We start from the raw sequence: 25,903 nt of genomic DNA, 5'->3' as shown, positions 1-25,903 counted from the left end.
CGGCGCACCGACCCTCGGAAGGCACCCCGCATGACCACCCCGCTTCGCTGCGTGATCGTCGGCACCGGCTCCGTCGCGCACTTCCACGCCCGCGCCGTCGCCGCCTATCCCGACGCCGAACTCGTCGCCGTCAGCGACCTCAGCCGTGATGCCGCAGAGGCGTTCGCCCAGCGCTGGGGCGGCCCCGCCGTGCACGACACTCTCGAGGGGATGCTCGCCGCCGAGCGTCCCGACGTCGTGCTGATCTGCACGCCGCCGGCCGCCCATCACGCCCAGACGCTCGCCGCGTTCGCCGCCGGCGCCCACGTCGTGGTGGAAAAGCCCCCGGCGCCGTCGCTGGACGAGCTCGATGAGATGCGCCGGGCCGCCGTCACCGCCGACCGCCAACTGGCCGTCGTGTTCCAGCAGCGCACCGGCACCGCCGCCGCGCACGTGCGACGACTGCTGCAGGAGGGCGCGCTGGGCCGGCCCCTCATCGCGGTGTGCCAGACGCTCTGGTACCGGGATGCCGCCTACTTCGCGGTGCCGTGGCGAGGCTCGTGGGAGACCGAGGGCGGTGGGACGACCCTCGGTCACGGCATCCACCAGCTCGACCTGCTGGCGTTCCTGCTGGGAGAGTGGACCAGCGTGCAGGCGCGGCTGTGGCGCCTGGACCGCGAGACTCAGACCGAGGATGCCTCCACGGCGACGGTCACCTTTGCCGACGGTGTCGTGGCGCAGGTGGTCACCAGCGCCGTGTCGCCCCGCGAGACCAGCTCCATCCGCATAGATACGCAGCAGGCCACCGTCACCGTCGATCACGTCTACGGTCACGGCCACGAGAACTGGGCGATCACCCCCGCCCCTGGTTTCGAGGACCGCGCCGCGGCGTGGCAGTTGCCCGACGTCGAGGAACGCAGCGACCATGCGCCGCTGCTGCGCGACGTGTTCGATGCGCTGCGCGCGGGCACGCCGCTGCCGCCCACTGCCGACGCACCGGCACGGTCGCTCGAGCTCGTCGCGGCGATCTACGCCTCCGCGGCCGCCGACGGCGCCGTGATCACTCCGGCCGATCTTGCCGTGCACCCCACGCACCGCAGCGGGTTCGCCAGCCCGGTCGCCGACATGCGCGGCGTGGGCGGGTGACCTCCGCCGAGCTGTACCGCGACCCGGTGTACGACGGGGCGACCGACCCGACCGTCGTGATCGCGCCGGAGGGCACCTGGTGGATGTTCTACACCCAGCGCCGGGCGACCCACTCCGATCCGGGTCCGGGAGTGGCCTGGGTGCACGGCAGCCGCATCGGCGTCGCCCGCTCGCGCGACGGGGTGGCATGGCAGTACGCCGGCATGCTGGAGCCGGATGCCGCCGGCCTCGCGCTCGAGCCGGGCCCGCCGCCCGCTGTGGTAGCCGTGACCCACTGGGCACCCGAGGTGGTGCACGACGGGGACCGCTGGCGCATGTACCTCACCGAGATCGACGGCGTGCCCGACCGCTGGCCGGGTCACGCCCGCACGATCGTGGAATACAACTCGGATGACCTGGCCCGATGGGAGCGGCGGGGGCCACTGGAGCTTGCCAGCGACCGCGTCATCGACGCCGCCGTCGCCCGCACCCCCGACGGCCGGTGGCGCCTGTGGTACAAGGACGAAGCCGCTGAGAGCGTGACGAAGGTCGCCGTCTCCGACGACCTCGCCGCCTGGCGCGACGAGGGCACCGCCATCGGCGGGCGACCGCACGAGGGGCCGAGTGCATTCGAGCTCGGCGGCTGGTGGTGGCTCATCGTGGACGAGTGGCGGGGGATGGGCGTGTATCGGTCCGCCGACGCGGTGTCGTGGGAACGGCAGGGCGGTGAGGATGCCGTCATTCTCGGCGCCGGCGAGGTCGCCGGACCCGGGTTCGGCCACCACGGCGCTGCCGTGCGCGACGGCGACGACTCCTGGTTCTACTACTTCGGCCACCCCGCGCGCACCGCGGCGCACCTCTTCGAGGATGACACCGTCGACGACCGCCGGTGCGCGGTGTACCGCATCCTGCTGCGGGTAACGGATGGCACACTTATCACCGCAGTGGTCTAGCGGGGCTCCCCCGGAAACCGGGCTGGAAAGCGTCTTCCGGATGTCTTGCGAAACGTTTCAGCACGTAGTACGGTTGCGGGCAAGCGCTTTCCCGACCTCAGCATCGGGAGCGCACCGCACACTCACGGACAACGAACGTCCCGCGGAAGCAACACGGACACGGACGTTCCAGGAAAGGACAAAGATGTTCAGCACCAAACGGGCGATCACTGCAGTCGCCCTTGCAACCGGCGCGGCCCTGGCCCTCGCCGGCTGCGCCGGAGGCGGCGGAGACGCCGAGCCGGCCGAGGAATTCGACCCGAACGAAAAGGTCACCCTCGACCTCGCGTTCTGGGGCAACGACGTGCGCGCCGAGCTCTACAACGAGGCCATCGCGGCGTTCAACGAGGAATACCCCAACATCACCGTCAACGCCTCGTTCCTGGGCTTCCCCGAGTTCTGGGAGAAGCGTCAGACCGAGGCGGCCGGCGGCGGTCTTCCCGACGTCATGCAGTTCGACTATTCGTACCTGCGCCAGTACGCCGAGAACGACCTGCTCCTGGACCTCGACCCGTTCCTGGGCGAGATCATCGAGACCGAGCCGCTCTCCGAGAACATCCTCTCGATCGGTGTCGTGAACGACGCCACGTACGCGATCCCGACCTCCACCAACGCCTGGGGCCTGTTCACCAACCCGGTGGTGCTCGAAAGCGTCGGCGTCGAGGACTTCGCCGGCGGCTCGTGGGACGACTACGCCGAATGGATGACCGAGATCACCGAGGCCGGCGGGGGCGAGTTCTACGGCGGCAGCGACTACACCGGCCGCATCCAGAACTTCGAACTGCAGCTGCGCTCGGAGGACTCCTACCTCTTCAACGAGGAGGGCGAGCCTGGTTTCGACGAGGAGCGCCTCACCGAGTTCTGGGAAGAGGGCGCTCCGCTGCGCGACGGCGTGGCCGTCCCGCAGCAGCGCATCGAGGAACTGGTTCCGCTGGGGCCGTTCGACACCGGCATGCAGGCCGCCGAGCTCACCTGGGACAACTTCGGTGCCGGCTACCTCGCGAACCTCGGAGAGGGCTACACCGAGCTGAACCTGCTCGAGCCGCCGGTGACCGAGGAGGGCGCGAAGGATCTGTACCTGAAGCCCTCGATGCTGCACGCGATCTCGTCGAAGTCCGATCACCCCGAGGCAGCAGCCACGCTGGTCAACTTCCTCATCAACTCGCCCGAATCAGGTGCGATCTTCGGCACCAACCGTGGTCTCCCCGCCTCGGAGACCGCCCTTGAGGCAGCCGAGCTCGACCCGCTGAGCCAGCAGGTCGCCGACCACGAGGCTGCCATCGCCGACCGTCTGGGCGACGCCCCGCCGGTGCCGATCGTCGGCTTCGGCACGCTGGAGGAGAAGTTCCGCCAGCTGGGCACGGAGCTGAACTTCGGCACCATCACGGTTGACGAGGCCGTCGCGCAGTTCTTCAGCGAGATGGACATCGTCCTCAACGGATGACCCGCTTCCGGGGCCCGGACTCATCGTCCGGGCCCCGGACACCACCTGCACACTCCCTCATCACACCAGGAGTACCCGTGAGCACCACTGCGACCAGGGTCATCGTCACGAAAGAGCCGTCCGACCGGCGGCGGACCGTGCGCAAGGAGCGACCCGAGCACCTGTCCCGCCCGGGCCAGCGACAGCGGGCCCGCAAGGAGACCATCGCCGGCTACGGGTTCCTCGTGCCCTGGCTCATCGGGTTCTTCGGCCTGACGCTGCTGCCGATGGCGTACTCCTTGTACCTGTCGTTCACGAGCTACAACATCTTCTCGCCGCCCAAGTGGATCGGCTTCGACAACTACGTCCGCCTTTTCACGGACGACCCCAACTTCATGCAGTCGGCGCAGATCACGCTCATCTACGTGTTCATCGGCACGCCGATCTCGCTGCTGGCGTCACTGGCCGTGGCGATGTTGCTGAACTACCGCGACAAGGGCGCCGCGTTCTTCCGTTCCGCCTTCTACGCCCCGTCGCTGATCGGCGCTTCGGTGTCGGTCGCGATCGTCTGGCGCGCCATGTTCAACACCGACGGTCCCGTCGACAACGGCCTGAATGTCTTCGGGATCGACCTGGGCGGCTGGATCGGCCAGCCGAGCCTCATCCTGCCGATGATGATCCTGCTGGCGGTCTGGCAGTTCGGCGGCACGATGGTGATCTTCCTCGCCGGCCTCAAGCAGGTCCCGAAGGAGCTCTATGAGGCGGCCGAGATGGACGGGGCGAACGCGTGGCGTCGCTTCCGCGCCGTCACGGTGCCCATGCTGTCGCCGGTCATCTTCTTCAACCTGCTGCTGGGCCTCATCGGCGCCTTCCAGGTCTTCGGCTCGGCCTACATCATCTCCAACGGCAGCGGCGGACCCGCCGGCATGACCAACTTCATCACCGTCTACCTCTACAAGACGGGCTTCGCCGACGGACGCATGGGCTACGCAGCCGCGATCGCCTGGGTGCTGCTGGTGGTCGTCGCGATCATCGCCCTGATCCTCTTCCGCACCCAGAAGAACTGGGTCCACTACTCGGGAGACAACCGATGACTACTTCTTCGTTCTCCGAGAACGCGCTCATCCAGGTCGAGAACCAGGTCGACCCCGACAGCAAGACCACCCCCCGTCGCAGGATCAAGCGCAAGACGTGGCAGACGGTCATCTGGTTCGTCGTGCTGCTGGCGATCACCGCGATCGTGCTCTATCCGCTCGTGTGGCTGTTCATGTCGACGTTCAAGCCGAACGCGGAGTTCGGCCAGAACCCCGGCCTCATCCCCAACAACCCGACGATCGACAACTACATCAAGGTGATGGAGGGCATCGCCGGAGTGCCGATGTGGCGCTTCTTCTGGAACTCGTTCCTCTTGGCCGCCGTGTCGGTGATCGGCACCCTGATCTCTTCCTCGCTCGCCGCCTACGCGTTCGCCCGCCTGCAGTTCAGGGGCCTCAGCATCCTTTTCGCCGCGATGATCGGCACGCTGCTGCTGCCGTTCCACGTCGTGATCATTCCCCAGTACATCCTGTTCAACAACCTCGGCATGGTCGACACGTTCTGGCCGCTGCTGCTGCCGAAGTTCCTCGCCACCGAGGCGTTCTTCGTCTTCCTGCTCGTGCAGTTCATCCGGCAGATGCCGCGTGACATGGATGAGGCCGCGAAGATCGACGGCGCGGGGCACCTGCGCATCTTCTGGTCGATCGTGCTGCCGCTGATCAGGCCGGCGCTCATCACCTGCGCGATCTTTGCCTTCATCTGGGCCTGGAACGACTTCCTGGGACCGCTGCTGTACCTCACCAGCCCCGAGAACTACCCGCTTCCCATCGCGCTGCGCCTCTACAACGACCAGACGTCCTCAAGCGACTACGGCGCCACGGTGACCGCGTCGTTCGTCGCGCTCATCCCGATCCTGCTGTTCTTCATCGTCTTCCAGCGATTCCTGGTCGACGGCGTGGCCACCCAGGGGCTCAAGGGCTAGTGATGACCCCCGCCGTGAGCCGTCGCGAGCAGAAAGCCGCGCGCCGGGACGAGATCTCCGGCGCCGGACCGGTACCCCAGGAGCGGCCTCCGGCGCAGTATCCGGGGGCCACCGGCCGGTTCGCGCTGTTCGGTGAGGTGATGCTCACCGGGCTCCTGGTGACGGTGGTGAGCGTGCTGGTGATCACCCTCCCGGTCGCGCTGGCTGCCGGCATCCGGCACCTGCGCCGCTTCACCGCGGCGGAGGACTCCCGGCAGGAGTTGTTCTGGCGCGATGTGCGGCGCGGGCTGCTGCCGGGTGCCGTGGTCGGCCTGGTCGCACTGGTGGCGGCCCTCGTGCTGCTGCTGGACATCGACCTCGCGCGGTCCGGGTTCCTCCCCGGCGGGGCAGTCATCGAAGTCATCGGCTGGGTGGGCCTGGCGGTGGTCGCGCTGACGCTGCTGACCGCGGCCGCCGCCTGGACGCCGCAGACCGGCTGGCTCGCGGCGATCCGCACCGTGCCGCGCCGGGTCACGGGAGACATCGCGGGAGCTGCCTACCTGGTCGCCACCGCCGGTTTCGTCGTGGTGGTCACCTGGGTGCTCGTGCCGCTGTTCATCCCCGCCATCGGCTGCGCCGCGCTCGCCGTCGTCGCCGTCCCCACCCGCCGTCGCGGGCGTGCCTGAAACCCCTCCGGAAGGAAACCGCTCCTCGTGATGTCTGCCCACGGCTCCGTCGACCCCCGCTTCGAGACCGCTCGGCTCGACCGCCGCCTGTTCGGCGGCTTCGTCGAGCACCTCGGCCGCCACATCTACGACGGCATCTACGAACCGGCGCACGCCACGGCGGATGCCGACGGGTTCCGTACCGACGTGATCGAGCTGGTCCGCGAACTCGGAGTCTCCACGATCCGCTATCCCGGCGGCAACTTCGTCTCCGGCTACCGGTGGGAGGACGGCGTCGGGCCCCGCGACCAGCGCCCCCGTCGCCTGGATCTGGCGTGGCACTCGACCGAGACCAACGAGGTCGGGCTGCACGAGTTCGCCGACTGGCTCGACCGGGTCGGCAGCGATCTGATGCTCGCGGTGAACCTCGGTACGCGGGGCACGCAGGAGGCCCTTGACCTCCTCGAGTACGCCAACGCGAACGCCGACACAGACTGGACCCGCCGGCGCGCCGCCAACGGACGCCACGATCCCTTCGCCGTCACCATGTGGTGCCTGGGCAACGAGATGGACGGCCCCTGGCAGCTCGGGCATCGCAACGCCGAGGACTACGGCAAGCTCGCGTCGCGCACCGCCAAGGCGATGCGCATGCTCGATCCGGGCATCGAGCTGGTCGTGTGCGGCTCCTCCGCCAGCGGAATGCCCACGTTCGGGTCGTGGGAGCGCACGGTGCTGGAGCACGCCTTCGACGATGTGGACTACATCTCCTGCCACTCCTATTACCAGGAGATGGGCGGCAACGCGCAGGAGTTCCTCGCCTCCGGCGTAGACATGGCCCGGTTCATCGAAGCGGTCAGCGCGATCACCGACGCGGTGGCTGCCACCAAGAAGAGCGACAAGCGCATCATGATCTCCTTCGACGAGTGGAACGTCTGGTACCTCCACAACGACAACGGGGGACAGAACGACAAGCCGAAGGAGACCGGCTGGCCGGTCGCGCCGCGGCTTCTGGAAGACCAGTACAGCGCGCTGGATGCCGTCGTCTTCGGTGACCTCATGATCACGCTGCTGCAGCACGCCGACCGGGTGCGATCGGCGTCCCTGGCGCAGCTGGTGAACGTCATCGCGCCCATCATGACCGAGCCGGGCGGGATCGCGTGGCGGCAGACCACGTTCTTCCCGTTCTCGATCACTTCGCGCCTGGCCGGAGACCGCGTCGTGCGGGTGCCGGTGGATGCCGGCACGTTCCCGAGCGAGCGCTTCGGCGAGGTCGCGAACGTCAACGCCGTCGCGACCGTCGACGACGACGGCGTGAGCGTCTTCGTCGTGAATCGGTCGCTGACCGAAGCAGCCGACCTGCGGCTGGATCTGTCGGGCATGGCGGCGGAGTTCGGCCGCGACCTCGCCGTCGTGGAGGCGCACCTGCTGCACGAGGACGACATGTACGCCGCGAACACACTCGCCGACCCGGAGCGGGTGGGGGTGCGGCCGCTCGAGACGACGCTGGAGGGTGCCGCGCTCACCGTGGCGCTGCCGCCGGTGTCTTGGGTCGCGGTGCGGCTGGCGTAGGCACAGTCGCGTGTCGAGCGTAGGAAATGGGGCGAGCGTAGGACGGATCCACCCGGTTTCGTCCTACGCTCGGCCCATCTCCGACCCTCACGACAGCAGCGAACAGCGGAAGGCTTGCGGAAAGCGTCTTCCGATGTCAGGATGAAGAATCGGAAAGCGCTTACCGACATTTCGGGCAGCGCCGAGCAGAAGGAAACCACAGTGTCAGAGACGATCACCCTGGACGCATCCGCCCCGGCATCCGCTCCGCAGGTGCGCGAGATCGGGATCATCATGAACGGCGTCTCCGGGCGCATGGGCTACCGCCAGCACCTGGTGCGCTCGATCCTCGCGATCCGCGACCAGGGCGGCATCGAGCTGCCGGACGGCTCGAAGGTGACCGTCAAGCCGCTGCTCGTGGGCCGCAGCGAGGCCAAGCTCGCCGAACTGGCCGCCCGCCACGGCATCGAGGACTACACGACCGACCTGGATGCCGCTCTGGCTGATCCCCGCTGGGAGATCTACGCCGACTTCCTCGTCACCAAGGCCCGCGCCAGTGCCCTGCGCAAGGCGATCGCCGCCGGCAAGACCATCTACACCGAAAAGCCCACCGCCGAGTCGGTGGATGAGGCGCTGGAGCTTGCCAAGCTCGCCGCCGAGGCCGGGGTCAAGACCGGGGTCGTGCACGACAAGCTGTACCTGCCGGGGCTGCAGAAGCTCAAGCGCCTGATCGACTCCGGGTTCTTCGGCCGCATCCTGTCGGTCCGCGGCGAGTTCGGCTACTGGGTGTTCGAGGGTGACTGGCAGCCCGCGCAGCGCCCGAGCTGGAACTACCGCACCGAAGACGGCGGCGGCATCATCGTCGACATGTTCCCGCACTGGAACTACGTGCTGGAGAACCTGTTCGGCCCCATCAAGACCGTCTACGCCCAGGCAGCCGTGCACATCGCCGACCGCTGGGACGAGAAGGGCGAGCACTACACCGCCACCGCTGAGGATGCCGCGTACGGCATCTTCGAGCTCGACGGCGGGATCGTCGCCCAGATCAACTCCAGCTGGACGGTGCGGGTCAACCGCGACGAGCTGGTGGAGTTCCACGTCGACGGCACGCACGGCTCGGCCGTCGTGGGCCTGTTCGGCGCGAAGATCCAGCACCGCAACGCCACCCCCAAGCCGGTGTGGAACCCCGACCTCGCCGACGACCACGACTACGACGCCGACTGGGCCGACGTCCCCGTCAACGAGGTGTTCCAGAACGGCTTCCGGCAGCAGTGGGAGGAGTTCCTCATCTCCTACGCCACCGGCACCGACTACGCCTTCGACCTGCTCGCCGGCGCCCGCGGCGTGCTGCTGGCCGAGGCGGGCCTGCGCTCCAGCCGCGACGGCTGCAAGGTGACGCTGCCCGCCCTCACGCTGGAGGCACCGTGACGACGCTGACCCTGCTCGGTGCCGACGGCGTCGTCACCGCCGCGGCGCTGAAGGACGCGCCCGGCTACGCCAAGCCCACCGGGGCGCTCCGCAGCCGCGTCGCCTACGCCGCCGCGCACGTCGTGCCGGTCGCGTGGGGGGACAACACCCCGGGGCAGCCGGCGCAGATCGACTGGGATGCCACGCTGGATTTCCGCCGCTCGGTGTACTCCTGGGGCCTGGGCGTGGCAGATGCCATGGACACCGCGCAGCGCAACATGGGGCTGGATGCCGCAGCCACCCGTGAGCTCATCGCCCGATCCGCCGCCGTCGCCCGGGAAGAGGGCGGCTCGGTCGTCGTCGGGGTCAACACCGACCACATCGAGGCGGAGACCCTCTCGATCGACGAGATCATCGCCGCCTACCTCGAGCAGCTGCACTTCACCGAGGAACAGGGCGCCGGCCCCGTGCTCATGGCCAGCCGGCATCTGGCCCGCGCCGCCGAATCAGCCGACGACTACCGCCGCGTGTACCGCGCGGTGCTGCAGGCGGCGACGACCCCGGTCGTGCTGCACTGGCTGGGCACCGCCTTCGACCCGCAGCTCAGCGCCTACTTCGGGTCGACCGACTGGCGCGCGGCATCCGAGGTGCTCTTGGAGATCATCGGCGAGAACGTCGACAAGGTCTCAGGCGTCAAGATGAGCCTGCTGGATGCCGCATCCGAGGTGTCGGTGCGCGAGCGCCTGCCCGCGGGCGTGCGCATGTTCACCGGGGACGACTTCAACTACGTCGGTCTCATCGGCGGCGGAGACGTGCCCGACGCCGCCCAGCCCGATCGCGACCCGGCGAGCCCGCGGCAGCACTCCGATGCGCTGCTGGGCGCGTTCGCCGCGCTCACCCCGGTGGCTTCGGCGGCGATCCAGGCGCTGGATGCCGGCGACCCCGCCCGGTACCTGGAGATCCTCGGACCCACCGAGGAACTCAGCCGGCAGGTGTTCGCCGCGCCGACCTTCTATTACAAGACCGGCGTCGCCTTCCTCGCCTGGCTCAACGGCCACCAGAGCGCCTTCCAGATGGTCGGCGGCCTGCACTCGGCGCGGAGCCTGCCTCATCTGTCGCGCATCGTGGAGCTTGCCAACGCCGCCGCCGCGCTGGAGCAGCCGGAACTGGCCGCCGCCCGCTGGCACGGACTGCTGCGCCTGAACGGAGTGGATGCATGAACGCGGTGGATCCCCGCTTGTCGATCAACCAGGCCACGATCAAATACGCCGACCTCGCCACGGCGCTGCGGGTCACCGCCGAGGCGGGCGTGCCGGCGATCGGACTGTGGCGGGAGCCGGTGCAGGAGGTCGGGCTGGCGGTGGCCGCACGCATGCTCACCGACTCCGGGCTGCGGTTCACCACGCACTGCCGCGCCGGGTTCTTCACGATGCCGGAGGGTCCCGCCCGCCGCGCGTCGATCGATGACAACCGCGTCGCGATCGATGAGGCCGCGACGCTGGCCGCCGCGGGGGCGGCCGGGTCCACGGCGATCCTGGTGCTGGTCGCCGGGGGGCTGCCGGAGGGGTCACGCGACCTCGTGGGCGCCCGGGAGCGCGTGCGCGACGCGATCGGCGAGCTGGTACCGTACGCCGCGGCCGCGGGAGTGACCCTGGCGATCGAGCCGCTGCATCCGATGTACGCCACCGACCGCTGCGTCGTATCGACCCTGGGCCAGGCGCTCGACATCGCGGCGGACTTCGACCCCGCCGTTGTCGGGGCGACCGTCGATACCTTCCACATCTTCTGGGACCCCGACGTTGCGGCATCCATCGCCCGCGCCGGCGCCGAGGGGCGCATCGCCACCTACCAGGTGTGCGATTGGAAGACACCGCTGCCGGCCGACGTGCTGCTGGGCCGCCACTATCCCGGGGATGGGGTCATCGATCTGGCGGCGCTGACCCGTGCGGTCATGGCCACCGGATACGACCGCGACATCGAAGTGGAGATCTTCAACGAGGACGTCTGGGCCACCGACCCGCTCGTGGCGGTGCAGCGCACCGCGGCGGCGTTCGGCGGGGCGGTCTCGCCGCACCTGGCCGTCCCCCTAGAATCGCGATCGTGACCACCGAACGCCTGCGGTCCGGCTCCGCCACGCTCCATGACGTCGCGCGGGAGGCCGGGGTGTCGCTGGCGACCGCGTCTCGGGTGCTCAACGGCTCGAACCGCAAGGTGGCAGAGTCCTACCGGGAGCGGGTGCAGGCCGCCGCGACGCGGTTGGGGTACACCGCGAACCTCTCCGCGCAGGCGACGGCACGGGGCACCTCCGCGATCATCGCGCTGCTGGTGGCCGATATCGCCGACCCCTACTTCGGCGAGATCGCCTCGGGGGTCGCGCAGGGTGCCGACGAGGCCGGTCTGGTCGTCACCGTCGCCATCACCGAGCGCGACACCGAACGCGAGGTGCGCCTGGTGCGGGCGCTGCGAGGTCAGCGGCCGCGCGGCGTGATCCTCGCGGCCTCCCGGACGGCACCGGAGATCGCCCCGGAACTGCTGGCCGAGCTGGACCTCGTGACCGCGGCGGGCGGGCGCGTCGTGGCGCTGGGCGTCGGCACCGACAGCGTGCGCACCGTCAAGATCGACAACCGCGACGGCGCCCGCGCTCTGGGTGCGGCGCTGGCCGAGCGCGGCTACCGCAGCGCGATCGCGCTGGCGGCGGCGGAAGGCGTCATCACCAGCGACAGCCGTCTCGCCGGATTCGCCGAAGGCTTCACGGCGGGTGGCGGCGGGACTCCCCGGGTGTACCGCGGCGATTTCTCCCGCGCATCGGGCGCAGAGCTGATGACCGCGGCCCTCGCCGACGGCGTGGCGGCGGGCACCGTGGTGTTCGGGGTCAGCGACGTCGTGGCCATCGGTGCCATGTCCGCCGTGCGGGACGCGGGTCGCGAACCGGGTACCGACATCGCCTTCGCCGGCTTCGACGACATCCCCACCAGCCGCGACGTGACCCCGGCGCTGTCGACCGTGGCCGTGCCGCTGGCCGACGTGGGCCTGGAGACCTTCCGCGCTGCGACGGACCCCGATTGGACGCCGCAGCCGCTGCGGCTCGAGGTGCGCCTGCGCGACAGCACGCCGCCGCGCCCGTGAACATCGTCGTCGCCCTCGACAGCTTCAAAGGGTCGATCGGGGCGGCCGATGCCGCGCGTGCGCTGGCCGACGGCTGGCTCGACGTCGAGCCGGATGCCGCGATGGTGCTGCGTCCCATGGCGGACGGGGGAGAGGGCACGCTCGACGCGTTCGCCACCGCCGTCGACGGCGCGGTGCGGATGCCGGTGCGGGTGACCGGGCCCGACGCGGCCGAAGTCGAGGTGTCGTGGCTGCTGCTGCCGCCCACTGCCGATGCCCCCGCCGGCACCGGCGTGGTCGAACTCGCATCCACCTCCGGCATCGAGTTGCTCGGACCGCGCCGCCTGCCGTGGGATGCCGACACCACCGGCTTCGGGCAGGCCATCGCCGCCGCGCTCGATCACGGCGTCTCCCGGCTCGTGCTGGGCATCGGATCCAGTGCCTCCACCGACGGTGGCATCGGCGTGCTGCGCGCGCTCGGCGCCCGCTTCACCGACGCTTCCGGCGCCGACGTCGCCCCCGGAGCGCGCGGCCTGGACGCGCTTGCCGCCACCGACCTCGCCGGCCTGCGGCCGCTGCCGCCGGGAGGTGCGGTGGTGCTCACCGACGTGACCAATCCGCTTCTCGGGTCCCGCGGCGCCGCGGCGGTGTTCGGCCCGCAGAAGGGTCTGGATCCCGACGGCGTGGTGCGCGCCGACGCCGCGCTGGCCCGCTGGGCGCACCTGGTGCCGGTCGACCCCGCCACGCCAGGAGCGGGGGCCGCCGGCGGCACCGGCTTCGGCCTGCTCACCTGGGGTGCGCGGCTGGTTCCCGGGGCGCCGGAAGTGGCGGAGCTGATCGGACTGCGCCAGGCGGTGGCCGGCGCCGACCTCGTCGTCACCGGCGAGGGCTCGTTCGACGGTCAGTCCGCCGCCGGCAAGGTGCCGACGTTCGTCGCCGCGCTCGCCGCGGCTGCCGGGGTGCCCACCGCGCTCGTCGCGGGCCGCATCACCGCCGACACCGCCGCTTTCGCGGCATCCGTCTCCCTCACCGACCTCGCCGGAACCCCCGAGTCATCGCTGGCCCACCCAGCCCGCCACCTCCGCGCCGCCGGCGCCGCCCTGGCCCGCCGCCCCTCCCGCTGAAACCACACCTGGTCGCCGAGACCGTGGTTGTTTCCCACTGTCTCGGCCACCAGCTGTGGTCTCACGGTTCAGGTGGGTGGGGCTGGGCGGGCCGGCTACTCGGCGGACGGGCCCAGGGCGGGGGCGGCGACGAAGCGGGCCGTGGGATCGAGGACCTGGTCGAGCTCGATCACGCGGATCCGGTTCGTGCCGGCGCGGGTTGCGGGCGCGGGGACGTACAGGGTGCGCTGCGGCCCGTTGGCCCAGTAGCGGCCGAGCAGCAGGTCGCCGACGAACACGAACCCCTTGCCCCAGCCGCCGGTGTCCAGGAACAGGTCGGCAGGCTCCTCGAGCGTGAACGTGCCCTCGAGCACGACCAGCTCGGGGGCGGATGCCGCATCCGCCAGATCGATCGGCGTCGCCGTCCAACCGGTCAGCGCTGCGCTGCCGAGCATCGCGGTGCCGATCAGCCCCTTCGGCTCGCCGAGGCGGACGTCGTAGTTGACGCGCCCCTGCTCCTCGACCAGCACGCTCACGCGGCGCCCGGCGGGAATCCGCAGCGCCCGCTCGTGGCGCGTCCGCGAGATGGTGCCGATGCGCACGCCGTCGACGGACACCCAGGCCTGGTCGCGCACCTCCTCGAACGACAGGATGCCGCCGGTGAATTCCGCGGGGAGATCGGCTTCGTAGCGCAGCAGCGCGCCCAGGTGTGCGAGGTCCTCGAACGTCGCCGGGTGCTCGCGCGTCACACTCGCGTCATCCCCTGCGACCGTGCCGCCGACCGGCCGCAGCGCCATTTCGAACACCGGGGCAGCCGGCGCAGCCGCGGGCACCTCGTCCGGCACCGGGGCGTAGCGGGCGATGACCTCGCGGAACGCGTGGTACTTCTGGGTCGGGTTGCCCGCTTCGTCCAGCGGGGCGTCGTAGTCGTAGGACGTGACGATCGGCAGGTACCGGCCCTTGTCGTTGGCGCCGTTGGTGAGGGCGAAGTTCGTCCCGCCGTGGAACATGTAGATGTTCACCGACGCGCCCGCCGCCAGCAGGGTGTCCAGCTCGGCGGCGGCATCGGCGGCATCCGTCGTGTGATGCACCCCGCCCCACCAGTCGAACCAGCCATCCCAGAACTCCGAGCACATCAGCGGTCCGCTCGGCTGGTGGGCGCGCAGCGTCGCGAGGCGCTCGGCCGCCCGCGACCCGAACGACCCGGTGGTGTGCAGCCCGGGGAGCGTCCCGGCGGCGAGCATGTCGTCCATCGGCTGGTCCACCGTCGTCAGCGGCACGGTGATGCCGGCGTCGCGGGTGATGCGCACCAGTTCGGCGAGGTAGTCCTGGTCCGACCCGTACGCGCCGTACTCGTTCTCGATCTGCACCAGCGCGACGTTGCCGCCGCGGTCGATCTGCCGCGGTGCGACGATCGCGTACACGCGCCGCAGGTACACCTCGAGGGCCTCGAGGTAGGCGGCATCCGATCGGCGCAGCCGGATGCCGGGGGTGCTGGTCAGCCACACCGGCAGCCCGCCGTTGTGCCATTCGGCGCAGATGTACGGCCCCGGTCGCACGATCGCGTGCATGCCCTCCGCAGCGACCAGATCCAGGAATCGGCCCAGGTCGTTGGCGCCGGTGGTGTTCCACTGCCCCCGCACCGGCTCGTGGGCGTTCCACGCGACGTATGTCTCGATCGTGTTGAGCCCCATGAGGCGCGCCTTGCGGATGCGATCGGCCCACTGCCCCGGGTGCACGCGGAAGTAGTGCAGCGCGCCGGCGATGACGCGGTGCGGGCGGCCGTCGAGGAGGAAGTCGGTCTCGCCGATGGAGAAAGTGCTCACGGGTTCCCTTTCGGGGAGGCGGGTAGGACGTTACGGCAGCGGAGCGGGCTCGGGCCGGTGCACGCCGCGCGGGCGATAGCCCAACGCGTCCGAGACACCGAGCAGATCGGCCAGGTACCAGATGATCGCGAGCCACATTTCCGTGCCCTGCAGCCCCGGGTCGGTCGCCTCGGCACGGAAGGCCATTCCGGCGCCCGGATGCCAGTTGTCCAAGGCATGGTGCAGCAGATCCTCCGCGAGGTCGCGCGTCTGCGTGGTGCGGTAGCCGCGGTCACGGGTCAACCACAGCGGATGTGCGATGTCGAGAACGGTGCAGGCATCACGTCGGGCGGGATGCAGCCACCGGTCGTCGCGCGCATGCCGCAGCACCGTGTCGACGACCGCTTCGGGGTACGGCACGGGCACGCCGTGCTGCGCGAACGTCCCCCGCGCTGCGCGGTAGAAGCCGTTGACCACCGGCAGCAGGCCGAGGTCCGCGGGTGGCTCGCCCCACATTCCGCTGCGAGGGTCGGCGTGGGTCACGAGCCACCCGAACAGCGCCTCCTCGACTCCGCGCGGCACGATGTCCCCGCGGCGCTTGGTCCACAACAGGGCGGTGCCCAGCGCGTCGACATGGTGGCCCGCATTCCAGGGATCCGTGGTCCAGGGCAGGGCCTGCAGCCGCTCGACGATCGAGGTCGGTGTCGCGGCGGTGATCACGGCGAGCGGATGCCGGAAGCGGGCACCCAGCAGGTCGAGCGCGTAGCCGATGCTGAGCGCGTGGTAGGCCGTGTCGTCGTCTGCCCAGTCAGTGGGCCCCGCTGCATCAAGGGGTGGGACGGCCCCGGTCGCGGCATCCTGCCAGCCTTGCAGGAGTGCCACGAGCCCTGCGCGCTCGGTGCCCGGTGGTGGCGAACCCAGCAGCAGATCCGCGATCTCGATCGCATCGCCCTGCGCGCGCACCGTCACCGGGGCACCGGGACGGTCGACGAACAGACCGGTGCCGGTATCACGCGCGCGTGCCAGCAGCGCCGGAGCCTCTGCGCGGGCGGTGGCGGCGAAATCGCGCAGGCGTTCGGCCAGCGGCGACGCGGCGGACGCCGGCTCGAGACGCCACCGCAGCAGTCGGGCCGGGTTGCCGCCGACGATGGCGCCGGACGGTACGTCCTTGGTCACCACCGCGCCGGCGGCGAGCACCGCATGGTCGCCGACCGTGACGCCGTCGAGCACCACGACGTGTGAGCCGATCCACACGTCGTCGCCGATCCGCACGCCGTCGCTGCGCAGCGGCTGGCGGAACACCGGGGTGCCCGGCGCCATCGAGTGGTTGAAGCCGAGCACCGAGCTGTGCGCGCCCATCCGCACGGCATCGCCGAAGCTGACCGTACCGCGCACCACGGTGTAGGGGTTGATCGAGCAGTCCGCACCGATCTGCAGCGTGCCGGTGAGGTAGGCGCCGGCGGCGATGTAGGAGCGATCGCCGAGGGTCAGGGTGTCCGCGTCGACTGCGGCCAGTTCCGAGACGAAGCACTCGTCGCCGAACGCCCAGCCGGGGTGCGAGCCGACGAGATCGGACTGCAGCCTGCGCTGCGCGGTCTGCGCTTCGGCGCCGGCGGTGCTCCAGAAGTCCCAGGGGGAGTGCTCGTGACGGTCGATCATGCCGGTCGCTCTGTGGAGCGTGGCGCGGCGGTGGACCCGCGCACGCGCAGCCGCGGGTTGAGGATGACCCGTCGGGCAGCCTGGGTGGGGTGGGCCAGGCGGGAGGACAGCAGCTCCACCGCCGCCTCGCCCACACTCACCCGCGGCGGGGCGATCGCCGTCAGCGCCGGGGTGAACAGCTCGGCGACCTCGTCGTCGTACGCGATGATCGACAGATCCTCCGGCACCGAGATGCCTCGGTTGAAAGCGAGGTCGACGAACGCCATCGCCTCGGGATCCGAATGCACCAGCAGCGCCGTCACGCCGGTGCCCAGCGCCTGGTCGAGGGTGGCGTCCACGGCGGCGGAGAACTCCGCGCTGCCCCGGTCGGGAAGGGTCGATTCGATGTGCTCGGCCGGCGTGAGCCCGAGCTCGTCGCATGCCGCCGCCCAGCCGGCGGCGATCTTGCGCGACGTGGGGGAGTTGCGCGAGAGCACGAGCCCCACCTTGCGATGCCCGAGCGCGGCGAGGTGGCGCGCGGCGAGCACGGCGCCCAGCGCGTGATCGGTCGTGACCGATTCGGCGGGCACCCCCTCGGGTTGCACGATCCCGTCCCGTTCGACCAGCACGCTCGGGGTGCCGCAGTCGGCGAGCCACTGAATGACGTCCTGGGCATGCGGGGTGTCGGTGTTCGGGGCGACGATGAGCCCTCGCACGTCGCCGCTGCGCACCAGCCGCTCCAGCACGGGGCGCTCATCCTGCAGCTCGTATGACGCACCGCGCAGCTGGAGGCGCAGGCCGCGCCGGCGCGCGGCCGACTCCATGCCCCGCACGACCCCCGGCCAGTAGTAGTTCAGCGACGGGACGAGCACGGCGATCGATCCGGCGTCGACGGCGACGGGTACCGGGGTGGTGGTGGGCTGACCGGATGCCGCGATGGCACCGCCGTGCACGCGGACCAGCAGGCCCTCCTGCTCCAGCTGCGCCAGGTCTCGGCGCAGGGTCACCGCGGCCGCGCCCAGCTCCTCGGTCAGCTGGGAGATGCGCACCGCACCGTCTCGCTGCATCGTCGCCAGGATGTGGGCTCGGCGTTCGGCGGCAAGCAGTGCGGGTATGGGATCGGTCATCGGTGGTCGTCCTCGTCTGGTGAGTCCTGTTCTATCGTGACTCGCAGTGCGTTGCGGTCATCCAGGACGATTTCGAGTCGTGTCAGGTGCGCGCCCCACACCTCGGAGAGCATCGGATCGTCGAGGTTGCGCACCTCCAGCACGTATGCGGCATCGCTCGGCCACGAGATGCGGACCGGGCGGGCGGGGTCCGGCGGGATCACCCGGGCCTCGCCCGCGGCGGCGGTGACCTCGCCGGCCAGCAGCAGGTGCAGCGTCGAGCCGGGTGCGCCGGTGGTCCAGCGGTCGTCGACATGGACCGCTCCGCTGCCGCGATCCAGCGCAACGGTGCGGTGCCAGGAACCGGCATCCGCCTGCGCGTACGCGCCGGACAGTTCGAGCTGCAGCCGGGAGGTGTGCGGGGCGATGTCGACGGCGACGTCGGATGCCGCGTGCTCGGCGCCGACCGCCTGCGGCGCACCGGCGATCTCGGGCACGTTGTGCCAGCTGCTCTGCATCGTCCAGATCGCATAGCGGTCCGGGCCGAACGTCTGAGCGGTGTACGTGGGGCGGCCGGCGTCGACGACGACGGGCACACCGTCGGAAGCGACGATGAACGAGCCGACGTCGTTGTGGTTGTGGTTCTCGCCGTTGTGCCCGCCCTTGGCAACGACCGTCAGGCCGGCGCAGGAACCGGCGGCGGGCCGCGCGAGCAGCACCTGCGTCGAGGGCAACCAGACGTCCGCCGGAAGGGGGGATCGCTGTGGCCGTGCGTCGAGCCAGGCGGTGTCGGTGAGACCGCGCAGCAGCCGTCCGAATCCCTCGTGCTCGGTTGCGGCAGGCGCACCGGGATGGCGGTGGGCAGCGGCGTGAGCGCGGGCGGCGTCGTCGCCGACGGCGCGCGCCGCACGGTGCAGCGCATGCCACGGCTGGTGTGCGGGGGGACGTGCCGGACCGTCGGCGAGGTTGACGTACCAGGGCCCGCCCAGGTGCATGCGATGCGGGAAGGCGACCGTCTCACGCAACGCGGGGACGCCCGGTGCGCCATCCCATGTTCCGTCTGTCGCGAAGGCGAGGATGTCGAGCGCTTCGAGTGCTCGGCAGGCCCCGTTCCACCAGTACGCATAGCCCTCGTCGATGGCGCCGTCGTCAGGCAGCACCGCGACGTAGCGGTCGATGCCCTCGACGACCAGCCGCACCACGTCATCACGCTGGGGGCCGTCGTCGATCAGGGCGAGAGCTGCGACCAGCACGTTGCCGTGGATCCACGGGCTCCAGTTGTGGACATGGCCGTCCAGTCCCAGCCAATGCCAGTCCCGACGGCGCAGGAACGGCTCGATCACGCGCAGCCGGGCTTCGTGTCGGATGCGAGCCCTGATGCCGGGGTAGCGCCGGTCGAGCTGCTCGGCGAGAAGGTGGTCGAGCCAGGCCAGCTGCCCCACGACTTCGCCGGCTCCGAGATCGAGGAACGGGTCGGTGACGGTCGCCAGGACGCTCCCGTGCCGCTGCATCGTGTCGTCGTGGGCCGGCCAGCACCACGACGACTGTTCCGCCAACTGCCAGATGCCGTCCGCCACCTCGTCGACGAAGCGGTCCTCGAGCGTGACGGCGGCGGCGACGGCAGCACGGCTGAGCCGACGTTGCCTCGCATAGTGCTGCTGCTCCCACTGGTCGCGGTCGCCGTCGCGGTGCACCCGCGCGGCCGCACTGGCCATCGTCTGCGGCCACACGGTGCCGATGTCGGCGCGGGCAGCGGCGAGGATCTCGGCCACCGCGCTCGAATCGACGGTGCCGCTCTCGGGCGCCCAGGTCGCCCGGTCTGAGGCCGGCGGCACGGGCAGGGCGCTCCCGGTGGGGCGGAGCATCGCGGTGCTGCTGCCGAAGAGCAGGTGCAGCGGACCGGTGAATGCCGTGGGGCTCAGCTCCACGCTCACGTCCTCTCCGTTGCGACTCGCTTCTTCGCAAATCGATCAGAAACGACCATAACAAGTCTGTTTCAGTCTTGCAATTGATCGAATTAGGTTGATAATCTCCCAATCGGTCGCCGTAGAAGACGACCTGGAACTTCGAAGGAGAACCGGTGGCTTCCGAGCACCCGAACACCACGAGCGGCGACTGGAGCCGCGATGAGTGGATCGCCCGCGCCGACGCGATGCTCGCCGCCGCCCGCAGCCACGCCACGCCCGGCGCGGGGCGCATCGAGTTCCCCGGCGCCGAAGGCGGCTACGGCCACGCCGTCGACGGGCTCGAAGGTTTCGCCCGCACCTTCCTGCTCGCGGGCTTCCGCATCGCCGGCGCCCGCGGCGAAGGCGTTGACGACCTGATCGCGTTCTATGCGCGCGGCATCGCCACCGGTGTCGACCCGGATGCCGCCGACCGGTGGGTGCGCATGGACGAGCACGCGCAGGCGAAGGTCGAGGCGGCATCCATCGCGCTCATCCTGGACCTCACCCGACCGTGGATCTGGGAGCGCCTGGACGCCATCACGCAGCAGCGCGTCATCGACTACTTCGCGCCCGTCGTCGGCGACGACACCTACCCGCAGACCAACTGGGTGTGGTTCCGCATCGTCGTGCAGACCTTCCTCCGCTCGGTCGGCGGCCCCTGGTCCGCCACCGACATCGCCGCCGACCTCGCCCGCCATGACTCGTTCGTGCGGGAGGACGGGTGGCTCTCCGACGGCGACGAACGCTCGTACGACCACTACATCGGCTGGGCGCTGCACGTGTACCCGATCCTGTGGTCGCGCATGTCGGGGGCCGGTGAGCTCGCCGCAGGCCGCACCGCCGGCGATGTCGCACGCCTCGACCGTTTCCTCACCGACGCGCTCGACCTCATCGGCGGCGACGGCTCGCCGCTGATCCAGGGCCGCAGCCTCATCTACCGCTTCGCCGCCGCCGCGGTCTACTGGGTGGGCGTGATGGCCGAGGTGCCTTCGCACTCGCTGGGCCGGCTGCGCCGCGCCGCCGCCTCGATCGTCGCGCACTTCGCCGACCACGCCGCACCCGACGCCGACGGCATCCTCACCATGGGGTGGCACGACCAGTGGCGTCCGCTCGCGCAGTCGTACTCCGGTCCCGGCTCGCCCTATTGGGCCGTCAAGGGATTCATCGGCATCTCCCTGCCGGCCGACCACCCGGTGTGGGCGGCCCCGGCCGAGCCACTGCCGGTCGCCGAGGGCGACCTGCTCACCGCGATCGCTTCGCCCGGATGGATCGTCTCGGGTACCCGCGCCGACGGCATCGTGCGCATCGTCAACCACGGCACCGATCACGCCCGCCCGGACGCGCTCGTCGCCGACTCGCCGCTGTACGCCCGCATCGGGTACTCCACCGCCGCCGCACCGCTGGTCGACGAGCGCGCCTGGATCGAACCGCTGGAGCAATCCGTTGCGCTCGTCGATGCCGACGGTCGTGGCACGCACCGCACCGCCATGCGGCTGCTCGAGGCCCGCGTGCAGGACGACGCGGACGGACGCATCGGCATCGCCTCATCCACGTGGGACGCCCACTGGGTGACCCCGGCGCCCACCGCGCAGCGCCACGGCTCCGGTCTGGCAGGCACCGTCGAGATCGCCGGCCGACTGACCGTGCATTCGCTCGTCCGAGGTTCCGGGGAGGTGCGCATCGCGACGGTGGACGCACTCGCATCCGGTCAGGATGCCGCGTCCTTGCGGTTGCGCATCGGCGGTTGGGCGATCGCAGGCGATGCGCCGCGCGGCGGGTCGGACACCACCGGCGCCTGGGCGGGGTGCAATGGCCGCGTCAGCGGCATCCGCTCGCTCACCGACGGCACCGCGGCGCTGGTCGCCCGTGACGACGCGAGCCCGCTGGGGTCCCGCGCACTCGTGCCCGTGACCGAGCATCCGGTGCGCGTAGGCGTGCCCACCATCGTGATCATCGACCTTGCCGGCGGTGACGAGCCTGCGGCCACCTCCGCGACGGTCTCGCTCGACGGCCGTACGGCCACGGTGGATTGGCCCGACGGCCGACGCACCGTGACCCGTCTCTCAGACCCCGAGTCGCCCGATGCGACCCGGCACCACGAAGCCCGAAGTGGGGCCTCGAACGCAATCGCAAAGGAGCAATACGCATGAAGCGCAAGTTTGCAGCCGCGACGGCAGTAGCCGTCATGGCCAGCCTGACGTTGGCCGGGTGCAGCGGGGAGGCCGAACCCGCGGTCACCACCGAAGAAGGCCCCGTCACCCTCACCCTCTCGGGATGGAGCCTGGCCACGACGCCGGAGTTCCAGGTCCTCGCCGACGCCTTCCACGAGAAGAACCCCGACGTCACCGTCGAGCTCAAGGAGTACGACTCCGCCGAGTACAACACGCTGGTCACCGCCGACCTCGCCGCCGGTGTCGGCCCCGACATCATCACCCAGAAGGAAGTGAAGTTCGTCACCACCTTCCAGGAGGGTGGCCAGCTGCTCGACGTGTCCGACGTCGAGCTGCCCGACGGCGTCGGCGGCGCATCGTCGTACGAGATCGACGACAAGGCGTACGGCGTCCCGTATCGCCAGGACCGCTGGGTGCTGTTCTACAACAAGGCGCTGTTCGACACCGCAGGCGTGGACTACCCCGACGGCAGCTGGACGTGGGACGACTACGCAGACGCCGCCGCCGCCATCTCCGAATCGGGCACCGCAAAGGGCGCCTACCAGCACCGCTGGCAGTCGACCGTGCAGGGCTTCGCCAGCGCGCAGGAGGGCACTGACGTGCTCTCCGGCGAGTTCGGCTACTTCGCGGACTACTACGACCGTGTCCTGGACATGCAGGATGCCGGCGCGCAGATCGACTTCAACACCTCCAGCGCCAACCAGCTCACCTACCAGGGCGAGTTCGGCATGCAGAAGGCAGCGATGCTGCCGATGGGCACGTGGTACACCGCGACGCTCATCGCGCAGCAGGCCGCAGGTGAGGCAGACACCTTCGAGTGGGGCATCGCACCGATCCCGCAGGCGGATGCGAAGACCACCGGCACCGACAACACCCCGCTGACCTTCGGCGACCCGACCGGTTTGTCGATCAACGCCGGCATCGACGAGGGCAAGGTGGAGGCAGCGAAGGAGTTCCTCGCCTTCGCCGCAAGCCTTGAGGCAGCCGAGCTGCTCGCCGAGATCGGCATCACCCCGGCCGTCGCGGACGAGACCGTCACCGAGGCGTACTTCGCCGTGGAGGGTGCCCCCACCGACGACCTGTCGAAGTTCGCCTGGTCCACCGGTGAGGTGGCGCCGGAGAACCCGACGTCCAACAAGACCGCGACGATCCAGAACATCCTCCTGGACATGCACACCGCGATCCTGTCCGGATCGACCCCGGTGGAGCAGGCCATCAAGGACGCCGAAGCCCGCTTCGAGAACGAGGTCCAGGTCGACTGACCTCACCGTCGGTCAGCCGACGACCCTGCGGCCGGCGCGGCGCGTCCGCGCCGGCCGCATCCCCCGCCGTCCTCCCCAAGGAGACCCCATGACCACCGCCGCCGCCACGAAGGCCGGCCGCCCCGAGCCGTCGCAGCGTCGCCGCAGATCGAAGCTGACACTGCGCAACACGCTGCTGGGGTGGAGCTTCATCCTCCCCAACTTCCTCGGCTTCGCCACCCTCACCCTCGTGCCCGTCGTCACGCTGTTCTACATGTCGATGACGAACTGGAACGTCTTCGGCACCGCGACCTGGGTGGGCTTCGCCAACTTCGAGCGACTGATCGGGGACGGCAGCTTCCGGATCTCGTTCTGGAACACCATCTACTACGCCGCCCTGCACATCCCGCTGACGATCGTCGCGTCGCTCGGACTCGCACTGCTGCTGAACAACAAGCTGCGTGGCGTGGCGTTCTTCCGTACCGCCGCGTTCCTGCCCTACATCACGTCCATCGTCGCGATCGCGGTGGTGTGGAACCTGCTGTTCAGCCCTGACTACGGCCCCATCAACCAGATCCTGCGCGCCGTCGGCATGGCCAACCCGCCCGGATGGCTCACCTCGTCGGACTGGGCCATGCCCGCCGTGGTCATCGTGAGCACGTGGCGCGACATGGGGTACTACATGATCCTGTTCCTCGCCGGCCTGCAGACAGTGCCACGGGAGCTGTACGAAGCGGCCCGCGTGGACGGTGCCGGGGCGTGGCAGCGGTTCCGCAATGTCACCATTCCGTGCCTGCGCCCGACGATGTTCTTCGTCACCGTCATGCTGACCATCAACTCGTTCAAGATCTTCGATCTCATCCTCGTGATGACCGATGGCGGGCCGGGGCAGTCCACGTCCGTGATCTCCCAGTTCATCTATCGCAAGGGGTTCGAGGAGAACCAGTTCGGCTACGCCTCCTCGGCCGCCGTCGTGCTGTTCTTCCTGTGCATCGGCGTGACCATCTTCCAGTTCATCTGGAACAAGCGGAGGAATGTCTGATGACCGAGCTGCTCGTCCCCGCCGAGGACCGCCGCGCCCTCCGCAAGCTCGCGGCCGACCCCTCACCCGGCCCGCGCAAGACCGACACCAGGACACCGCTGCAGCGTGTCGGCCGGGTCGCGCTGTACACCGCGCTCCTCGTTGCCGCCGCAGGGCTCCTGCTCCCATTCTTCTGGATGGTCATGAGTTCGCTGAAGACCGCGAACGAGGTCTTCAGCGTGCCGGTGCAGTGGATCCCCGAGGTCTTCGTCTGGCAGAACTACCTCGACATCTGGACCGAGTCGAACATGCTCGTCTGGATGCGCAACACGCTGCTGCTGGCCGTCGTCGTGACCTTCCTCCAGGTGCTCACCGGCTCGTTCGCCGCCTATGGGTTCGCTCGCATCCGCTTCCCTGGTCGCGACATCCTGTTCCTCTGCTACATCGGCACCATCGCGGTGCCGTGGCAGTCGTACATGATCCCGCAGTTCATCCTGCTGTCCGACTTTCGGGTGGCCAACACCCTGTGGGCGATCATCCTCATCCAGGCGTTCGGCGCGTTCGGCGTGTTCCTGATGAAGCAGTTCTACGAGACGATCCCCGAGGACCTGTCGGAAGCGGCGCGGCTGGACGGCCTGAGCGAATACGGCATCTGGCGACGCATCATGCTGCCGCTGTCGGTCCCCGCGATCGCGAGCCTGTCGCTGCTGACGTTCACCAGTACCTGGAACGACTACCTCGGGCCGCTGATCTACCTGCGCGACCCGGAATTGTGGACGATCCAGCTGGGGCTCAAGAGCTTCGTCAGCAATCTCTACGACACCGACTACGCGCTGCTGTTCGCTGGTCTGACGATCTCGGTCATCCCGATCGCGATCATCTTCCTGCTCGGGCAGAAGTACTTCGTCGAGGGCATCGCGACAAGCGGCATGAAGGGCTGACGGCGATGAAGCGCATCTCGCACAACACCTACGCCACGGTCTTCGGGGTGGCCTACCTGGGTCTCATGGTGAACCTGCTGCTGCTGGCATCCTGCCTGCCGCTGGTGGTGCTGCTGGTCATCACCGACCCGGCGCTGTCCTGGCCGATGCTCGCCGTGGTCGCGCCGCTGTGCGCTCCCGGGTTCACCGCCGCGTTCGGTGCCTTCCGTGCCCACGGAGAGGGCGACCCGCACATCGTGCGGGCGTTCCTCCGCGGGTGGCGGCAGACCTGGCGCAAGGCGATGCTGGTCGGTCTCGCGGTGACCGCGACGGCTGTGGTGGTGCTGGTCGACGTGCGCTTCTTCTCGCCCATGCAAGCCGGCGTCGCGATCATCCCGGTGCTCGGGGTGATCGCGGTGCTGGTGCTGGCTGCCGGCCTGGTCTCGCTGGTCGCACTGGCCGAACAGCCCGCCGCCCGCCTGAGCACGATCGTGAAGACCGCGCTCTACCTGAGCGTGCGCCGCTGGTGGCTGAGCCTGGTCTCCCTTGCCGTGCTGGCCCTGCAGGTGACGCTGTTCACCGCGATGCCGGCGATCGCGATCGGCCTGACCGCGGCTCCCGCGCTGTACGTCGCCTGGGCCAACGCCCGCTACATCCTCCGCCCTGTACTCGGCGACGCCGAGCCCGTGGCTGCCTGACCCCCAGAAGGACA

General features: G+C 70.0%; 21 protein-coding genes. 17 read left to right on the top strand and 4 right to left on the bottom strand.

Annotated features, from left to right (window positions below; all coding sequences use genetic code 11):
- Positions 1-30: 30 nt before the first annotated feature.
- The 12 genes from QNO11_RS14155 to QNO11_RS14100 all read left to right on the top strand — a co-directional run bounded on the left by QNO11_RS14155 (position 31) and on the right by QNO11_RS14100 (position 13,364).
- Positions 31-1,125, top strand: a complete 1,095-nt coding sequence (locus QNO11_RS14155; protein ID WP_257507624.1) for a Gfo/Idh/MocA family protein — start codon at positions 31-33, stop codon at positions 1,123-1,125.
- Complete coding sequence (locus tag QNO11_RS14150; protein ID WP_257507625.1) at positions 1,122-2,057, top strand: family 43 glycosylhydrolase; 936 nt, start codon at positions 1,122-1,124, stop codon at positions 2,055-2,057. Before QNO11_RS14155 ends, QNO11_RS14150 begins: the two co-directional genes overlap by 4 nt.
- Positions 2,058-2,241: 184 nt before the next feature.
- On the top strand, positions 2,242-3,540 hold the full coding sequence (locus tag QNO11_RS14145; protein WP_257507626.1) for an ABC transporter substrate-binding protein: 1,299 nt from the start codon (positions 2,242-2,244) through the stop codon (positions 3,538-3,540).
- Positions 3,541-3,617: 77 nt separating this feature from the next.
- Positions 3,618-4,613, top strand: a complete 996-nt coding sequence (locus tag QNO11_RS14140; RefSeq protein WP_257507627.1) for a carbohydrate ABC transporter permease — start codon at positions 3,618-3,620, stop codon at positions 4,611-4,613.
- Entirely contained in the window at positions 4,610-5,536 is a 927-nt protein-coding gene (locus tag QNO11_RS14135) for a carbohydrate ABC transporter permease (RefSeq protein WP_257507628.1), read from the top strand. The genes QNO11_RS14140 and QNO11_RS14135 overlap by 4 nt, the downstream gene beginning before the upstream one ends.
- A gap of 2 nt (positions 5,537-5,538) precedes the next feature.
- A complete protein-coding gene (locus QNO11_RS14130; protein WP_257507629.1) occupies positions 5,539-6,201 on the top strand; it encodes a hypothetical protein in 663 nt (220 codons plus the stop codon).
- Positions 6,202-6,231: 30 nt separating this feature from the next.
- The gene (gene arfA / locus QNO11_RS14125) at positions 6,232-7,749 is read left to right on the top strand and encodes an arabinosylfuranosidase ArfA (RefSeq protein ID WP_257507738.1); all 1,518 of its coding nucleotides are present in this window, start codon (positions 6,232-6,234) and stop codon (positions 7,747-7,749) included.
- Between the two features lie 273 nt (positions 7,750-8,022).
- Positions 8,023-9,156, top strand: a complete 1,134-nt coding sequence (locus tag QNO11_RS14120; protein WP_257507739.1) for a Gfo/Idh/MocA family protein — start codon at positions 8,023-8,025, stop codon at positions 9,154-9,156.
- The gene (locus QNO11_RS14115; RefSeq protein ID WP_257507630.1) at positions 9,153-10,355 is read left to right on the top strand and encodes a dihydrodipicolinate synthase family protein; all 1,203 of its coding nucleotides are present in this window, start codon (positions 9,153-9,155) and stop codon (positions 10,353-10,355) included. Before QNO11_RS14120 ends, QNO11_RS14115 begins: the two co-directional genes overlap by 4 nt.
- Positions 10,352-11,239: a sugar phosphate isomerase/epimerase family protein gene (locus tag QNO11_RS14110; RefSeq protein ID WP_257507631.1), complete on the top strand. Its 888-nt coding sequence runs from the start codon at positions 10,352-10,354 to the stop codon at positions 11,237-11,239. Before QNO11_RS14115 ends, QNO11_RS14110 begins: the two co-directional genes overlap by 4 nt.
- Positions 11,236-12,261 carry a LacI family DNA-binding transcriptional regulator gene (locus QNO11_RS14105; RefSeq protein WP_257507632.1) on the top strand — a complete coding sequence of 342 codons (1,026 nt, stop codon included), beginning with the start codon at positions 11,236-11,238 and terminating at the stop codon, positions 12,259-12,261. The genes QNO11_RS14110 and QNO11_RS14105 overlap by 4 nt, the downstream gene beginning before the upstream one ends.
- Complete coding sequence (locus QNO11_RS14100; protein ID WP_257507633.1) at positions 12,258-13,364, top strand: glycerate kinase; 1,107 nt, start codon at positions 12,258-12,260, stop codon at positions 13,362-13,364. The genes QNO11_RS14105 and QNO11_RS14100 overlap by 4 nt, the downstream gene beginning before the upstream one ends.
- Before the next feature lie 95 nt (positions 13,365-13,459).
- On the opposite strand, the gene QNO11_RS14095 is transcribed toward QNO11_RS14100, so the two are convergent.
- The 4 genes from QNO11_RS14095 to QNO11_RS14080 are packed head-to-tail and all read right to left on the bottom strand — an operon-like array spanning position 13,460 to position 19,826.
- Positions 13,460-15,169, bottom strand: coding sequence for a glycoside hydrolase family 35 protein (locus QNO11_RS14095; protein WP_257507634.1), 1,710 nt, complete (start codon positions 15,167-15,169; stop codon positions 13,460-13,462).
- A 30-nt stretch (positions 15,170-15,199) separates the two neighbouring features.
- Entirely contained in the window at positions 15,200-16,807 is a 1,608-nt protein-coding gene (locus QNO11_RS14090; protein ID WP_285169402.1) for an acyltransferase, read from the bottom strand.
- Positions 16,804-17,913: a substrate-binding domain-containing protein gene (locus QNO11_RS14085; RefSeq protein WP_257507635.1), complete on the bottom strand. Its 1,110-nt coding sequence runs from the start codon at positions 17,911-17,913 to the stop codon at positions 16,804-16,806. Before QNO11_RS14085 ends, QNO11_RS14090 begins: the two co-directional genes overlap by 4 nt.
- Entirely contained in the window at positions 17,910-19,826 is a 1,917-nt protein-coding gene (locus QNO11_RS14080; protein WP_257507636.1) for a heparinase II/III domain-containing protein, read from the bottom strand. Before QNO11_RS14080 ends, QNO11_RS14085 begins: the two co-directional genes overlap by 4 nt.
- 146 nt (positions 19,827-19,972) lie before the next feature.
- Here QNO11_RS14080 and QNO11_RS14075 point away from each other — a divergent pair, with 146 nt between their 5' ends.
- The 5 genes from QNO11_RS14075 (at position 19,973) to QNO11_RS14055 (ending at position 25,889) form a co-directional block, all read left to right on the top strand.
- Positions 19,973-21,988 carry a DUF2264 domain-containing protein gene (locus QNO11_RS14075; RefSeq protein WP_257507637.1) on the top strand — a complete coding sequence of 672 codons (2,016 nt, stop codon included), beginning with the start codon at positions 19,973-19,975 and terminating at the stop codon, positions 21,986-21,988.
- Positions 21,985-23,271 (top strand): ABC transporter substrate-binding protein, encoded by a 1,287-nt coding sequence (locus QNO11_RS14070; protein WP_257507638.1) that lies wholly within the window; start codon positions 21,985-21,987, stop codon positions 23,269-23,271. The genes QNO11_RS14075 and QNO11_RS14070 overlap by 4 nt, the downstream gene beginning before the upstream one ends.
- 88 nt (positions 23,272-23,359) lie before the next feature.
- Positions 23,360-24,292: a carbohydrate ABC transporter permease gene (locus QNO11_RS14065; protein ID WP_257507639.1), complete on the top strand. Its 933-nt coding sequence runs from the start codon at positions 23,360-23,362 to the stop codon at positions 24,290-24,292.
- A complete protein-coding gene (locus QNO11_RS14060; RefSeq protein WP_257507640.1) occupies positions 24,292-25,212 on the top strand; it encodes a carbohydrate ABC transporter permease in 921 nt (306 codons plus the stop codon). Before QNO11_RS14065 ends, QNO11_RS14060 begins: the two co-directional genes overlap by 1 nt.
- A gap of 5 nt (positions 25,213-25,217) precedes the next feature.
- Positions 25,218-25,889: a DUF624 domain-containing protein gene (locus QNO11_RS14055; RefSeq protein WP_257507641.1), complete on the top strand. Its 672-nt coding sequence runs from the start codon at positions 25,218-25,220 to the stop codon at positions 25,887-25,889.
- Positions 25,890-25,903 lie beyond the last annotated feature (14 nt).

It is taken from the genome of Microbacterium sp. zg-B96 (genome assembly GCF_030246865.1).
Taxonomy (GTDB): Bacteria; Actinomycetota; Actinomycetes; order Actinomycetales; family Microbacteriaceae; genus Microbacterium.
This window is presented reverse-complemented; position numbering and strand designations above follow the sequence as displayed.